Source organism: Mesorhizobium sp. U510, assembly GCF_059180695.1.
In genome coordinates this window covers 5,618,149-5,632,367 of sequence record NZ_CP180532.1, presented here as the reverse complement: position 1 = coordinate 5,632,367, position 14,219 = coordinate 5,618,149, and the positions used below count along the sequence as shown (strand labels likewise).

At 67.6% G+C, this 14,219-nt stretch carries 12 protein-coding genes; 6 read left to right on the top strand and 6 right to left on the bottom strand.

From position 1 onward, the window contains the following. Positions 1–125: 125 nt before the first annotated feature. From ACLGL5_RS29105 to ACLGL5_RS29095, 3 genes are all read left to right on the top strand, one after another. Complete coding sequence (locus tag ACLGL5_RS29105; RefSeq protein ID WP_069092611.1) at positions 126–1,346, top strand: helix-turn-helix domain-containing protein; 1,221 nt, start codon at positions 126–128, stop codon at positions 1,344–1,346. 188 nt (positions 1,347–1,534) lie between these two features. Then, positions 1,535–2,167 (top strand): Vgb family protein, encoded by a 633-nt coding sequence (locus ACLGL5_RS29100; RefSeq protein WP_019859397.1) that lies wholly within the window; start codon positions 1,535–1,537, stop codon positions 2,165–2,167. Between the two features lie 140 nt (positions 2,168–2,307). Beyond that, on the top strand, positions 2,308–3,138 hold the full coding sequence (locus ACLGL5_RS29095; RefSeq protein ID WP_069092610.1) for an aldo/keto reductase: 831 nt from the start codon (positions 2,308–2,310) through the stop codon (positions 3,136–3,138). Between the two features lie 481 nt (positions 3,139–3,619). Here ACLGL5_RS29095 and ACLGL5_RS29090 read toward each other — a convergent pair whose 3' ends face one another. Continuing rightward, complete coding sequence (locus tag ACLGL5_RS29090; protein ID WP_019859393.1) at positions 3,620–3,928, bottom strand: hypothetical protein; 309 nt, start codon at positions 3,926–3,928, stop codon at positions 3,620–3,622. Positions 3,929–4,095: 167 nt separating this feature from the next. Between ACLGL5_RS29090 and ACLGL5_RS29085 the strand changes: the two genes are divergently transcribed. Together ACLGL5_RS29085 and ACLGL5_RS29080 are read left to right on the top strand one after the other, a co-directional pair. Continuing rightward, positions 4,096–4,749, top strand: a complete 654-nt coding sequence (locus ACLGL5_RS29085; RefSeq protein WP_069093470.1) for a glutathione S-transferase family protein — start codon at positions 4,096–4,098, stop codon at positions 4,747–4,749. Positions 4,750–5,060: 311 nt separating this feature from the next. Continuing rightward, the gene (locus ACLGL5_RS29080; protein WP_069092609.1) at positions 5,061–6,563 is read left to right on the top strand and encodes a helicase HerA domain-containing protein; all 1,503 of its coding nucleotides are present in this window, start codon (positions 5,061–5,063) and stop codon (positions 6,561–6,563) included. Positions 6,564–6,613: 50 nt separating this feature from the next. Here ACLGL5_RS29080 and ACLGL5_RS29075 read toward each other — a convergent pair whose 3' ends face one another. Continuing rightward, positions 6,614–7,249 (bottom strand): class I SAM-dependent methyltransferase, encoded by a 636-nt coding sequence (locus ACLGL5_RS29075; protein ID WP_069092608.1) that lies wholly within the window; start codon positions 7,247–7,249, stop codon positions 6,614–6,616. 190 nt (positions 7,250–7,439) lie between these two features. Here ACLGL5_RS29075 and ACLGL5_RS29070 point away from each other — a divergent pair, with 190 nt between their 5' ends. Next, positions 7,440–8,972, top strand: coding sequence for a bifunctional AfsR/SARP family transcriptional regulator/alpha/beta hydrolase (locus ACLGL5_RS29070; protein WP_069092607.1), 1,533 nt, complete (start codon positions 7,440–7,442; stop codon positions 8,970–8,972). Positions 8,973–9,255: 283 nt separating this feature from the next. Here ACLGL5_RS29070 and ACLGL5_RS29065 read toward each other — a convergent pair whose 3' ends face one another. From ACLGL5_RS29065 to ACLGL5_RS29050, 4 genes are all read right to left on the bottom strand, one after another. After that, on the bottom strand, positions 9,256–10,128 hold the full coding sequence (locus tag ACLGL5_RS29065; protein WP_069092606.1) for a hypothetical protein: 873 nt from the start codon (positions 10,126–10,128) through the stop codon (positions 9,256–9,258). 248 nt (positions 10,129–10,376) lie between these two features. Then, positions 10,377–11,363 carry an ABC transporter permease gene (locus tag ACLGL5_RS29060; RefSeq protein ID WP_069092605.1) on the bottom strand — a complete coding sequence of 329 codons (987 nt, stop codon included), beginning with the start codon at positions 11,361–11,363 and terminating at the stop codon, positions 10,377–10,379. Between the two features lie 246 nt (positions 11,364–11,609). Next, complete coding sequence (locus tag ACLGL5_RS29055) at positions 11,610–12,581, bottom strand: ABC transporter permease (protein WP_019859386.1); 972 nt, start codon at positions 12,579–12,581, stop codon at positions 11,610–11,612. Then, positions 12,578–14,119 (bottom strand): sugar ABC transporter ATP-binding protein, encoded by a 1,542-nt coding sequence (locus tag ACLGL5_RS29050; protein WP_038648003.1) that lies wholly within the window; start codon positions 14,117–14,119, stop codon positions 12,578–12,580. The genes ACLGL5_RS29055 and ACLGL5_RS29050 overlap by 4 nt, the downstream gene beginning before the upstream one ends. Between the last annotated feature and the right edge of the window lie 100 nt (positions 14,120–14,219).

The following is a 14,219-nucleotide window of genomic DNA, read 5'->3' as shown; positions in this document are numbered from 1 at the left end:
CGATGGCGGCCTCAGCCACATGGCTAGGTCTCCATCGGGCCAACGCCGCTTGCTGACCGGCGGTGGTGATTTAAGTTAGGGCGCAAACGTGCCGGGGTGGGAGTTACAAGTGTGACGGGATTTGAATGGACTCGTTGATCACCGCGGCGGCGCTGGCGCTGGCGGCGGGTGATCCGCTCGGGGCGCTCGACCGCGTCGCCCTGCGCGAGGACGCGCCGGCGCTGGCGCTGCGCGGCATCGCCATGGCGCAGCTCGGCGACTTCGATCGCGCCAAGCTTCTGTTGCGGCGGGCCGCGCGCGCCTTCAGCCCGAAAGAGGCTGTCGCGCGCGCCAGATGCGTCGTCGCCGAGGCCGAGATCGCGCTGGTCTCGCGTGATTTGGGCTGGCCGGCCAAGGCGCTCGACGCGGCGCGCACGACGCTGGAAAAGCATGGCGACCGGCTGAACGCGGCGCATGCCGGACACCTCAAGGTGCGGCGCCTGCTGCTGATCGGCCGGCTCGATGAGGCCGAGCATGTGCTGGCCGGGCTCGACCCGACGCCGCTGCCACCGGCCGCGCGGGCCGCGCATGAGCTTGCCGTCGCCGGCATCGCCATGCGGCGGCTCAGGACCCGGCCGGCGCGCGCGGCGCTGGAATGGGCACGCAACGCCGCCCGCCAGGCCGGCATTCCAGGCCTTATGGCCGAGGTGGCCACCGCATCCCTGGCGCTGGAAACGCCGGCGGCGCGGCTGATCACGCAAGGCAGGGAGCAGCCGCTGCTGCTCGAAGAGGTCGAGGCGCTGCAGGCATCGCCGGCGCTGGTCGTCGATGCCTTTCGCTACACCGTGCGCGCCGGGGACCGAACAGTCTCGCTGGCGAGCCGGCCGGTGCTGTTCGCGCTGGCGCGCGCACTCGCTGAAGCCTGGCCCGGGGATGTGTCGCGAGAGGAGCTCGTGGCGCGGGCCTTTGGCGGCAAGCATGCCGATGAATCGCACCGCGCCCGGCTGCGCGTCGAGATCGGCCGGCTGCGCGCCGAGCTTGCAGCACTTGCCGACATCAGCGCCACCAAGCGCGGTTTCACGCTGGCGCCGCGCCTGGCGCGCGCGGTGATGGTGCTGGCGCGGCCGATCGAGGAACGCCACGCCGCCGTGCTGGCCTTGCTGGCCGACGGCGAAGCCTGGTCGAGCTCGGCGCTGGCGCTGGCGCTCGGAACCGGCCAGCGCAGCGTGCAGCGGGCGCTGGAGCCGCTCGCCGAGGCCGGCAAGGTGCAGTCTTTCGGCCATGGCCGGGCGCGCCGCTGGATGACGCCGCCGGTGGCCGGATTCACGACCACCTTGTTACTCCCGGCGCCGCTGCCAAACGGCTAAGGTGTGGCGATATTCAGGTGAGGCCGGTCTGCAAACGGCGGCTTCCTGCGCTTCCGGTGCTCACGTACGAAAAGTACGCTCCGCTCCGGTTCTCGGAAGCCACCATTTTCGACTCGGCCTGACCTGAATCTCGACACACCTAAATCCCGTAACGTAGATCAGCGGATGACGACCACGAGGATCAAGACATGAAGCATTCACCGGCCGAAATCCTGCGCGAATACGGACCCTTTCCCGGCGTGGAGCGGATACATGGGGTGAGCTTCGACGGCGAGAACGTCTGGTTTGCCTCGGGCGACAGGCTGAACGCCTTCGATCCGCAAAGCGGGCAGACGCTGCGTTCGATCGATGTCGCCGCACACGCCGGCACCGCCTTTGACGGCCGGCATTTCTTCCAGCTCGCCAATGATCGCATCCAGAAGATCGATCCCGATACGGGCGCGGTGCTCGCCACGATCCCGGCGCCCGGCGGCGGCCGTGACTCCGGGCTGACCTGGGCCGAAGGCACGCTGTGGGTGGGGCAGTACCGCGAGCGCAAGATCCACCAGATCGACCCCGAGACCGGAAAAATCCTGCGCAGCATCGAATCCAGCCGCTTCGTCACCGGTGTGACCTGGGTGGATGGCGAATTGTGGCACGCCACCTGGGAGGGCGACGAGAGCGATCTGCGCCGCGTAGACCCGAGAACCGGCAAGCTTCTGGAGAGGCTCGACATGCCGGCCGGCATGAGCGTCTCGGGGCTGGAATCCGACGGCGCCGACCGCCTGTTCTGCGGCAGCACATCCACTCCGGTGGTGCGGGCGGTGCGCCGGCCGAAATGAGCCGGTTCCCCTGACGAAGACATCAAGTCTGTGAAGTCGCCGGCGAATTTGTCCGCCGGCGACTGGTCGTCGTCCCGGCACGTGCCTAGATAGGCTGGGTCGGGCGACCGCCCGGACATTTCTTCGCAAAGGATCCGACCATGCCAGAACTGATGACGTTGAACGACGGCACCGCCATTCCCCAGCTAGGCCTTGGCGTGTGGCAGGTCGATCACGGCATCACCGCCGATGTGGTGGGCTGGGCGATCAAGGCCGGCTACCGGCTGATCGACACCGCGCAGGGCTACCGGAACGAGGAAGGCGTCGGCGAGGCGATCCGCGCCGCCGATGTGCCGAGAAGCGAGCTGTACATCACCTCGAAGCTGCGCAACGGCGCGCATGAGCGCGACGCGGCGCTCCGCGCTTTCGACGACACGATGGAAAAACTCGGCATCGAGCAGCTTGACCTGTTCCTGATCCACTGGCCGGTGCCCAGCCGCGACAAATATGTCGAGGCCTGGAAGACCCTGATCGAGCTGAAGCAGGCCGGCCGCATCAAGTCGATCGGCGTTTCGAATTTCAACAGGGATCATCTGGAACGCATCATCGGCGAGACCGGCGTGGTTCCGGTGGCCAACCAGATCGAGCTGCATCCGCGCTTCCAGCAGCGCGCGCTCAGGGAATTTCATGCCGGGCATGACATCCAAACGGAGAGCTGGAGCCCGCTCGGCAGCGGCCGGCTGCTCGGCGACCCGACGATCGCGGGCATTGCAGCGAAGCATGGCAAGTCCGCCGCGCAGGCGATCATCCGCTGGCATCTCCAGCAAGGGCTGATCGTCATCCCCAAATCGATCCACCAGGACCGCATCGCGGCCAATTTCGACGTCTTCGACTTCGAACTGGACACGCAGGACCTGAAGACGATCGCGGGCATGGATTCGGCCGACGGACGGGATGGACCGAACCCGGCGACGGCGGCGTTTTTGTTTTGAGGTCAGGCTCTTGCCAAAGCAGCAGTGCTAATAAGGGCGCGCCGACGGCAAAACTGCCGATCTCCCCCTTGTGGGGGAGATGCCCGGCAGGGCAGAGGGGGGGCGCTGGCCCGCCGGCCTCTCAGGATCTGGTTCCTCGCCCCCGCGAAGCGGGGGGAGAGGTGGCCGCGAAGCGGTCGGAGAGGGGGCCTTCGTAAGGCGCTGGCACTCCTGCCGGAGCATTCCAGCACAGGTCAGCGCCATTCCGCTATCCGTCTCGGCTTCGCCGAGCCACCTCTCCCCACTTCGTGGGGCGAGGAACCCAAGCTGGACTTCTGTCCTGCCGGACGTTCGTCGTTCAGAAAGCCAAGCGATTGGCTTTCTGTCCGCTACGCGGACCACTCCTCAACCCCCACGAGGGGGGAGATCGGCGGCTTCACCGTCCGCGCTCGCTAAATTCCGACCCATCCTAGGGGACAGATCGGCCGCTTACGCCTTTGCGCTAAATCCCAGACCCGTCCAGTTGTTGCGCGTCGTCGCCTTCCCAGGGGGCGGGCATCGAGCCGCCGCGGCTGAGGTTGGCCGAGGGCATGGGCATCCAGCATTTCAGCTCGGGTTCGGCATATTCGACGACGCGGCCGGGCGAGGAATCCGATGCGCGCCAGCCTTCACCGGCGAACTGGTCGCCGCGCGACCAGTAGGCGAGGTCGACTTCCGCCGGCCCCTGTTCGGAGGGTCGGACCGTGACCAGGATCCGGCTGCCGTCCTTGGGTGCCGTCGACATGTGGCGCCACCGTTCGGGCTCGTCCATCGCAATTCCTCCTGCCTTGGTGCGAGATGAAGTGTCGCCTTGCCATCGATGGTGGTCAACCCACACTTTGTCGGATTGCACCTGCCGGGCGCGTCCTTGGTCTGGCATGTTCGCCAGGACCAGGAGTGACACTCATGAATGACAAGGTCGAGCCGAAGCCGGGCGGAATGAAACTCTATTTCAGCCGCAACCCCAATCCGCGCCTGGCGGTCGCGGTGGCGCGTCATCTCAAGGCGCAGGTGACTTTCGAATTCGCCTCACCCTTTGCGCCGGGGCAAGCGGAGCGATTCAGGCCGCTCAATCCCAATCTCTCCATTCCTATCCTGGCATGGCCTGGCGGCAGCCTGTGGGAGGCCGACGCCATCGCCTGCCGGCTGTCGCGCGCGGCGCGTTCCGATTTCTGGCGCACCGGCGAGGACGAGCCCGAGATGATTCGCTGGCTGAGCTGGGGCAAGGAGAATTTCATGCGCGCCTGCGACACCGTGCATTTCGAGCGCGGCACCAAGCAGCGCTATGGCATCGGGCCGATCGACGAGGACAAGGTCAGGGAAGGGCTGGAAGAGTTCCACAAGGGGGCCGCGATCCTGGAGGCGGAACTGGCCGACCGGCAATGGCTGGTCGGAACGTCGCTTTCCTATGCCGATTTCCGCATGGCGGCCTTCCTGCCCTTCAACGATGTCGCCGGCCTGCCGCTCGGCGACTATCCCGCGCTCATCAGCTGGTATCGCCGGCTCGAAGCCATCGAGGCCTGGCGCGACCCGTTCAAGGGGCTGGGTGCACCGCCCCTGGCACCGGTGCCGAGGCAAGCCGCGGCGCTGTAACGGGTAGGCTGACGACCGGCGCATACAGAAACGAAACTTGAAGACGCCGGCCGCCATTTGGGGCGTTGGGGTGCATCTCGTTGGGGCGCGATGCAAGGTCAGGCTAAACGGATGGCCGGCCTCCGCAACCGCAACGCCGGCGCATGGTGAATAACAGGTTACTATCCACAGGGCCGGCTGACGGCGGCCCTTCCTGCTGACCCTTCCCTCACAACTGTGCGCAACAGCCGGCCGCCGGCCATCGGTGCTCGACGGGCCGCGCCTGGGTTGCTAAGCCCCATGCCGCGCAGGAGACCTTTTTGAGTCGAGACATGACCGTTGCGATCGAGATGGGACACACCACGGCGGGCGCCCCAGCGAACCTCGATCTCGAGGAACTGCTGGCGACCCGCCTTCTGGTGCAGGGCAATTCGGGCTCCGGCAAGTCGCATCTGTTGCGCCGCCTGCTCGAGCAGAGCGCGCCCTGGGTGCAGCAGACCATCGTCGATCCCGAAGGCGACTTCGTCTCGCTCGGCGAGCGCTACGGCCATCTGGTGATCGATGCCGAGGAGCACACCGAGCGCGGCCTGCAGGCGGCCGGCGAGCGGGCGCGCATCCACCGTGTCTCCACCGTGCTCAACCTCGAAGGGCTCGACGCCGAAAACCAGATGCGGCGCGCCGCCGCCTTCCTCGGCGGGCTGTTCGAGGTTGCCCGCGACCACTGGTACCCGATGCTGGTGGTGGTCGACGAGGCGCAGCTGTTCGCGCCGGCGGTGGCCGGCGAGGTTTCCGACGAGGCGCGCAAGCTCTCGCTCGGCGCCATGACCAACCTGATGTGCCGCGGCCGCAAACGCGGGCTCGCCGGCATCATCGCCACGCAGCGTCTGGCCAAGCTCGCCAAGAATGTCGCGGCCGAAGCCTCCAATTTCCTCATGGGCCGCACCTTCCTCGACATCGACATGGCGCGTGCCGCCGACCTCTTGGGCATGGAGCGGCGCCAGGCGGAAGCCTTCCGCGATCTGGAGCGCGGGCAGTTCATGGCGCTGGGGCCGGCGCTGTCGCGGCGGCCGCTCGGCCTGCGCATCGGCCCGACCGACACCAGCCCGCGCAACGGCACGCCGCGGCTGATGGCGATGCCGGAGGCGGCGCTCGAGGATGCCCGCGCGATCATCCTGGCGGCGCCGCCGCCCGAGACGGTGCGCACGCCGCGCCGGGTGGCGTCACCCGACCTGCTCGACCAGCTGATGGCGGCAAAGTCGGCGGCGCTGGAAATCCGCCCCGAACCGGCGGAACCGCAAATCAGCGCCGAGGACCTGGCGGAGCGGCGCGAGCGGGTCGACCGCGTGCTGCGCGCCATCCTGGCGCAGCCCGATGCGGGTTTTCGCGTCATTGGCGTGCTCTACCAGGAATTCGTGGTGCGCTGCCGCATCGAGGGCCTTGCCTCGGTGGTGCCGGACCTCGCCGAATTCCGCCGCATGCTGACGCGCGCCCGCGCCGGGCTCGGTTCCGAGACGACGCAGGACGATGCGTGGCGGGACGTTTCCGTGCGCGCCTCGCTGCTGCCCGACGACATGCAGGGCGTGTTCATGATGATCGCGCGCGCGGCCAAGGAGGGCTGGCCGTGCCCGAGCGACGCCGCGATCGCGCGCGCCTATGGTTCGCACTCGCTGCGCCGCGCCCGCCGCCTGCTGACCTATATCGAGGAGCAGGGCCTGATCGTCTGCCAGCTCGACGGCACGGGAAGGCGCACCGTGACGCTGGTCGAACTCGCCTGGGCCACGGCCCCCGGCGACCCCAATGCCGAGGAGGCGGAGCAGGGGAGCCTGGCGCTGTGAGGGTGACTATGACGCGTGCGACTCCTGGTGAGGCGCCCGGCGAAGACCGGTCAGCCCGCCGCCGCAATGCCGGCGTGGTGGCTGCCCAGCTGCCATAGGGGCAGGGGGAAGCGGCCGTGCTGCACTTCGAGCAGGCGAAAACCCGCCCCGCCGATCAGGCGCAGCGGATCGCGGTTGAGGTGGCAGCCGCCTGCGATCGATCCCCACAGCCGGTTCAGCCGCTGCTGCCAGCGGCGGCAGCGCGGGCCTTCGGCCTGGCCGTGCTCGATGAAGATCAGCCGGCCGGTCGGCTTCAGGACGCGGCGGATTTCGCTGAGCGCCGCCTCAGGGTCCGGAATGGTGCAGAAGGCATAGGTGACGACCACCGTGTCGGCGATGCCGTCGGCCAAAGGCAGGCTTTCGCCTCCGGCGCGGATGCATTCGACGGCGAAGGGCATGGCGCGGCTCTTGGGTGCTGCGAGGCCAAGCATGGTGCCATCGGGGTCGACGCCGACCAGCCGCTCCACCTTGGCGGCGTCGTAATAGGGCAGGTTGAGGCCCGAGCCGAAGCCGACCTCGACGACGACACCTTCGGCCCTCGGTATGACGCGCCTGCGCATTTGCGTGAAGGCGCCGGCCGAACAGCCGGCATGGACGAAATAGGGCGCGACGCAGCGCGCGTACCAGGAGAGGCAGGTCTGGCACATGGCTCAGCCTCCATGTCTGGTGTTGGCGCCTAAGGTAAGCCGTTCTGGCGTGCGATGGCTTGATGTATTGACCGGTGACATTTCTCGCTCCAAGGGAGTTGATCGGGCCGGATCGGCGCGATTTCGCGGGGATGGATAGAAGGCCGGCGTCCCCTCAACGTCCTCTCCTTGCGCGGCCGCGTGCGGATCGATGGAGCTGATACAACTCAGGCTTCTGGGTTTTCCGGAGTTCCGGCTGGACGGGCGGCGGATAGAGCTCGCCTTGCGCAAGGCGGCCGCGCTCGTCATCTACCTGGCCGAGGCCGGCGGACCGGTGGCGCGCGACGTCGCCGCCACGCTGCTGTGGCCCGAGGCCGACGCGCAAGCCGCACGCGCCCGCCTGCGGCGCACGCTCTTCAAGATCCGCGTCGCCTTCGGCGAGGAGATCATATCAGCCAGCGCGGCATCGCTCAGCCTGCGCCCGGCAGTCGAGGCCGACGCCATCGCCTTCGACCATGCCTGCGACGCCGGGCGTCTCGACGAGGCCGCCGGCCTCTACACCAGCGACTATCTCGCCGGCTTCGCGCTACCTGATTGTCCCGAATTCGAGGAATGGGTGTTCTTCCGGCGCGAGGCCTTGCGCAGCCGGCTGATGCAGGCGCTGGAGCGGCTGGTGGAAGCCAGGATCGCCGGGGGCGCTGCGCGGACTGCCGTGCTGCACGCGACGCGCCTCGTTGCCCTCGACCCTTTGAGCGAAAGCGCGCACCGCCATCTGATCCGCGCCCATCTGGCGGCCGGCGACCGGGCGGCGGCCGAGCGCCAGGGCGAGACCTGCGTGCGGCTGCTGCGCGACGAACTCGGCGTGGCGCCGGATCCGGCGACGCTGGCTCTGCTACGTGCAAGCGATGCCGAAGCGGAGATGCCGAGAACCCACTATGTCGCCGTGGACGGCATCCACATCGCCTACCAGACCATAGGCAGCGGCCCGGCCGATATCGTGCTGGTTCCGGGCTTCATCTCGCATGTCGAGCGGATCTGGGAAGACAGGAGCTGCCGCGCCTGGCTCAGCGCCGTGTCACGGCTCGGCCGGCTGATCCTGTTCGACCGGCGCGGCATGGGCCTGTCCGACCGCGTCGGCGCCCGCCCGACCGTCGAGGCGACCGCGCGCGACATATTGGCTGTCATGGATGCGGCCGGCAGCCGCAAAGCCGTGCTGGTCGGCGCCTCGGAGGGCGGGCCGGGCTGCATCCGCTTTGCCGTCGACCACCCCGACCGCCTGACCGGCCTGGTCCTGTGGGGCTCGCTCGCCAAGGGCAGCCGCGCGCCTGACTACCCCTTCGCGCTCACCTCGGCGCAGTACGACCTCTGGCAACAGCGCCTGCTTGCCGGCTGGGGCGGCCCGGCGGAAATCGAAACCTTCGCGCCGAGCGTCGCCCAAGACCGCCAGGCGCGCGCCTGGTGGGCCGGCCTGCTCCGGGCCGCCTCCAGCCCCGGCGCCGTTGCCGGCCTGCTGCAGGCGCTGCGCGACGCCGACGTGCGTCCGCTGCTGTCAAAAGTCTCGGCCAGGACGCTTGTGCTGCACCGCAGGGGTGACCGGGCCGTGAGGGTCGAGGCGGGGCGGTATCTGGCCGCGAAGATTGCGGGGGCGCGGTTTGTCGAGGTGGAGGGGGAGGACCACTGGTTCTGGGTGGGCGAGCAGGGGGCGCTGCTGGAGGGAATTGGGGGGATGGTAAGGGGTGGGTGATTAGCCGATGAGGCATGTAAAAGTGCACTGTCACCGTAGATTCAAAGTGCACTGTCACCGTAATTCGCCAATGATGGGTGTTGCCGGCGATGACGCCCGCCGCCACCGAAGGCAGCACCAGGGGTTCGGCGAGTGATAGGGACGGGCCTTGATCAGGCCGATAGGAGCAGTCCGCCGACGAGCAGGCTCGAGGTGACGTGGAGCGCCGTAACGGCCTGCCAGTATTTCACGCCGGACGGCGGGTCTCGTGCTCAACGCCGGGGAAGCCGCCGACGCGCGGCGTTCAGAATGCCTTGAACGTATCCCTGGAGGTCAACATCACTTGGCCGTTGAATGAGATCGAGAAATCACCAAGCTGGTACTGGCCCTGGCCGTTCTTGACCAGAATGGCGCCATCGACCTTGTTGGAGCCGCTCTCGACGCTTCTGACGATCCTGTCGACGTAGCGAAGGCTGCTCCTGGCGGAAAGCATGTCGTTCTTGGCCACCTGTTGCGCCAGACGTTGCAGCTTCGGGTCGTCGCCGACACTTTGCATGCGCTCCTCAACTGCCTTGGGGGTCAGACGCGCGAGCGTGTCGTTCAGAGCCGGCAACGCCTTTTGCAGGCTAAACAAGGCATCGGATGCCATCCTGGTGGCGTCGCCATAGTTCAGGCCCTGGTTGGCAATCGTCTTGTTGCCCTGCGCCTGCGGGCTGCGGTCGGCGGCGGCCTCCATCTCGTCCTGGACGGCCCACATATAGGCATGTTCGTCCATGGCCATCACCGTCTCCCGCGTCTCGCCGGCAGGGATGAAGTGGCGCTCGACGGTGGAGTCCTTATGCTGGCGGTCCGCCTCGACCATCGAGGCGATGAAGCGCGTATACTCGGCATAGAGCTCGCCATAATTGGCCTTGCCGGCATGCATGTAGGGGTCGTCCGCCGTGGTGGTGGAGGAGGCGGACGAAGTCGCCGGCACATTGGATGCCTGGCCGAAGCTGCCGAACAGATCGTATTCGGTGCCATCCTCGTCGCCGGTTGCGCCCGGACGAATGACCGGGGCCTCGGTCCGCAACGCCGTGCCCGCTTTGGCGAATGTCTGCTGGCTGGAGCCAACAAGGCCGCTCCTGGCCGACAGCAGCTTCTGTATCGTAACGGTGAGGTCGGAACTGATCTGCATCGAGCAATCCTTGAATGCCTTGCCTGCAATTCGCAGAATGAAGCATGGCCGTTAAGCAAGGGTTGAAAGTGAGTGCCGGAAGGAAATAGTTATTCTGACACCAGTAGCGCTCGCCAAATATAATTCAACGACAACTAATATAATTGGCAAATCCGCTGAAGCGACGATTTTCTGGAAGCTGATTGTATTGCGACGAGATCTGGACGCGTGCAGGCGATAAATTCATGGCCTGCCGCTCAACGTCCTTGTCACCGCTCCTCCACGATCCGCAGATACGCCGCCGTCACGAACAGCACGATCAGCCCGAACAGGATCCGCCTCGCTCCCTCCGGCATCTGCAGGATCGTCAGCAGCGTCGTCAGCACGGTCAGGATCAAGGCGCCGACGATGGTGCCGGTGTAGCCGCCGCGGCCGCCGAAGATGGAGGTGCCGCCGATGACGGCGGCGGCGACCGAGGGCAGGACGAGCGGCTCGGCGAGCGACAGCGATGGGGCCTTGATCAGGCCGATATAGAGCAGGCCGGTGATGCCGGCGAGCAGGCTGGAAGTGACGTAGAGCGCCGTGATGACCTGCCAGTATTGTACGCCCGACAGACGCGTCGCGTGCTCATTGTCGCCGACGGCGTAGAGCAGGCGGCCGAAGCCGGTGCGGGCGAGCGTGAAGACGATCAGTGCCGCCAGCGGCACGAACAGCAGCAGGGCGTTGGGAAAGCCTGATGTGACGCCGGTACCGAGCCAGGCGAGGAAGTCGGGGATTTTCGCGCCCGACGCGATCACCGTGCGCTGGTAGACCTGCAGGCAGCCTGTGCCGATCAGGCTGGTGCCCAGCGTCATGATCAGCGGGTGGACGCGGAAGACGCCGACGCCGATGCCGTTGACCAGGCCGATCAGCACCGCCGGCATCATCGCCAGCAGGAAGGCGATAGCCGGGTCCTGGTTGACGATCTGCGTGGCCATGATGAAGGCGCTCATCGTCGCCACCGTGCCGACCGACAGGTCGATGCCGCCGGTCAGCATGGTCATGGTCTGGCAGCCGGCGAGGATCGCCAGCGGAATGGCGAATTTGATGGTGTTGGCGATCCAGCGCTCGTTGACGATGCCGGGGCGCAGGATCTGCAGGATCACCACCAGGATGACGAGCAGGATGATCAGCGGGACGAGCGGCCGGTCGGCCATGAAGCGTTTTATGCGGCGGCCGAGGGGGACGGGGGGAGGCGTAATCGCGGTGGTGCTCATGGGGTGGGTCCGGTTCGCGATGGGGTGATGTTCTGCGAGGCTAGCGCCCTACGGCGCCCCCCTCTGGCCTGCCGGCCATCTCCCCCACGGGTGGGGAGATCGGCTGTTGTCGCGGCTTTCGCCAATCTCCAACGTTGCTGAGAAGAGTGGGGCGCCAAAGCTGCTGATCTCCCCCCTCGCGGGGGAGATGTCCGGCAGGACAGAGGGGTGCGTCGTAGGGCGCAGCGCTTCATTTCATACCCACCCTCATTGCCGCCCCCGCATCGTAATAAACGCCCCGAACATCACCACGGCCACCATGATGGCGCCTTCGATGATGGCGGTGACGTTGGGGTCGATGGCGAGCAGGGTGAGGTCGGTGCGCACCAGGCGCAGCACGAAGACGGCGACGATGGGGCCGAGCAGGCCGCCCTTGCCGCCGCCGAGCGCCACGCCGCCCAGCACCACGGCGGCAACGCTGGCCAGGAGATAGGGGCCGGGGATGGGCGCGCCGATGCCGGTGCTCATGGTCAGCGCCAAGCCGCCAAAGGCGGCGAACAGGCCCGACAGCGCATAGGCGATGATGCGGGTGCGCTTGACCGGCACGCCTGAGCGGAACGCCGCCAGCTCGCTCGAGCCGATGGCATAGATGGACAGGCCAAGGCGCGAGCGCCTGAGCGGTATCCATATCACGCAGAGGCAGACGATCAGCACCAGCAGTGCCTTCGGGACCCAGGCGTCGATGGCGTCGGGCAGGCCCGGGATCGGCACGGTGCCCGAGATCAGCGCCTTCAGCCATTCGGCGGCGGCGCCGCCCGGCGCGTCGAGCACCAGCAGGGCGGCGCCCTGCAGCACGAACAGCATGGCGAGCGTGACGACGATGTCGGGCACGCGTGTGACGACGATCAAGAGGCCGTTGAGCGCGCCGAGGACGAGACCCATGGCGAGCACGAAGGGCACCACGAACAGCGCGTATTCCTCGCTAGCGCCCGCCATCATCGAGGCGGCGGTGACGCTGGTCAGCGCCATCATGGCGGCGACCGACAGGTCGATGCCGCCGGCGATGACCACCACCGTCTGCGCCGCGACGGCGAAGGCATAGGGCAGCACGGCCCGCGCCAGCGAGCCGAAATCGCCGCTGCCATAGCCGGGCTGGATGATCCTGGTGGCGATGAACAGCACGATGAGCAGGGCGAACAGGCCGATGACCCAGCCCTGGCGGCGTAGGAAATGGCTCATGGCGCCGTCCCCGAAGACGGGGACTGAGGATCGGCCAATATACCGATATCGGCCTTGGCGCCGCGCGGCAGGCCGTAGGCGGCGCGCATCAGTGCCGGCTCGTCGGCCTCCTCCACGGCGAAAATGTCGACGAGACGGCCGCCGAAGATGACGATGACGCGGTCGCAGACGCGCTGCACCTCTTCCAGTTCCGAGGTGTAGAACAGCACCGACTTGCCGTGGCCGGCGAGCTCGCGCAGCAGCTTGTAGATCTCCTGCTTGGTGCCGACATCGATGCCGCGCGTCGGGTCGAAGCACAGGATGGTGCGGGCATCCGCCGCGATCCAGCGGGCGATCGTCACCTTCTGCTGGTTGCCGCCGGACAGGCGCTGCACCTCGCCCTGCGCGCGTGTGTCGATCTGCAGGCGCTCGATGGCGCTGAGCACCTTGGCGCGCTCGCGGCGCATGGGGATCGGGCCCCAATTGCGCAGCGCGGCACTAAAGGGCAGCGCGATGTTTTCACGCACCGAGCGCTGCATGGCGAGCGCCTCGGAACGGTCGCCCGGCACATAGGCGATGCCCGAGCGGATGGCGTCGATCGGGTGCGAAAACTTCACTGGGCTGCCATCGACCTCGATCGTGCCGCCCGAGGGGCGGATCGAGCCGGCAAGGGCTGCGAACAATTCGTCCTGGCCCTGGCCTTCGAGCGCCACGACGCCGGCGACTTCGCCATCCCTGAGATCGAAGGAGACGTCGTTGAGCTTGGCGCCGACGCGCAGATTGTGCACGGAGAGCCGCGGCCGGGCAGGGGTGGGTGCCGCCTTCTCGGCGGCGCTGCGGGCGGCGACATGGGTTTTCACGATGCGGGTGCCGAGCATCAGCTCGACGATCTTTTCCTCGACGCCGGGCACGATGTCGACGACGCCGACGGTCTCGCCGTCGCGCAGCACGGTGGCGCGGTCGCACAGCGCCGAGATCTCGACGAAGCGGTGCGAGATGAAGATGACGGCGCGACCGGCATCGCCCTGGCGGCGCACCACTTCCAGCACTTTTTCGGCAAGGTTGGCGGGCAGCGCCGCCGTCATCTCGTCGAGCAGCAGCACGTCGGGCTCGACGGCGAGCGCACGGGCGAGGTCGAGCACGCGCAGCACGGCCAGCGGGATGTCGCGCGCGGTGTCGCGCAGGTCGAGGTCCGCAATGCCGAGCTCGCGCACCCAGGCGCGGAACGGCTCGACCGGCGTGCCGGTCAGCCGCAGATTGGACAGAACGTCGAGATCGGGGATCAGCGACGGCTCCTGGTAGACGGGCAGCAGGCCCGCGCGGCGGGCGGCGGCGGGCGAGCGTATGTCGCGCGCCTCGCCCCGGATCAGGATGCGTCCGGCATTGGCCGATATCGCGCCGGTCAGGATCTTCACCAGCGTCGACTTGCCGGCGCCATTGGCGCCCATCAGCGCATGCACTTCGCCCGGCAGGACGGAGAGCGACGCGTTGCGAAGGGCGGCAACCGCGCCGTAGTTCTTGGCGACGCCAGTGGCGTCGAGGAGGGGGCTTTGCGGCAACGGGTTTGTTGTCAAAATGTGTTGTTCTCGATCTCTGCGGCGGTGCGGCAAGTCGGCCGAAGGCGGCGACTTTCCTTCCCCCCTTGTGGGGGAAGGTGGA

What these genes read in the sequence shown, in the direction of transcription:
- ACLGL5_RS29105 (WP_069092611.1), top strand. Translation starts at nt 126, where the DNA reads ATGGACTCGTTGATCACCGCGGCGGCGCTGGCGCTGGCGGCGGGTGAT.
- ACLGL5_RS29100 (WP_019859397.1), top strand. Translation starts at nt 1,535, where the DNA reads ATGAAGCATTCACCGGCCGAAATCCTGCGCGAATACGGACCCTTTCCC.
- ACLGL5_RS29095 (WP_069092610.1), top strand. Translation starts at nt 2,308, where the DNA reads ATGCCAGAACTGATGACGTTGAACGACGGCACCGCCATTCCCCAGCTA.
- ACLGL5_RS29090 (WP_019859393.1), bottom strand. Translation starts at nt 3,928, where the DNA reads ATGGACGAGCCCGAACGGTGGCGCCACATGTCGACGGCACCCAAGGAC.
- ACLGL5_RS29085 (WP_069093470.1), top strand. Translation starts at nt 4,096, where the DNA reads ATGAAACTCTATTTCAGCCGCAACCCCAATCCGCGCCTGGCGGTCGCG.
- ACLGL5_RS29080 (WP_069092609.1), top strand. Translation starts at nt 5,061, where the DNA reads ATGACCGTTGCGATCGAGATGGGACACACCACGGCGGGCGCCCCAGCG.
- ACLGL5_RS29075 (WP_069092608.1), bottom strand. Translation starts at nt 7,249, where the DNA reads ATGTGCCAGACCTGCCTCTCCTGGTACGCGCGCTGCGTCGCGCCCTAT.
- ACLGL5_RS29070 (WP_069092607.1), top strand. Translation starts at nt 7,440, where the DNA reads ATGGAGCTGATACAACTCAGGCTTCTGGGTTTTCCGGAGTTCCGGCTG.
- ACLGL5_RS29065 (WP_069092606.1), bottom strand. Translation starts at nt 10,128, where the DNA reads ATGCAGATCAGTTCCGACCTCACCGTTACGATACAGAAGCTGCTGTCG.
- ACLGL5_RS29060 (WP_069092605.1), bottom strand. Translation starts at nt 11,363, where the DNA reads ATGAGCACCACCGCGATTACGCCTCCCCCCGTCCCCCTCGGCCGCCGC.
- ACLGL5_RS29055 (WP_019859386.1), bottom strand. Translation starts at nt 12,581, where the DNA reads ATGAGCCATTTCCTACGCCGCCAGGGCTGGGTCATCGGCCTGTTCGCC.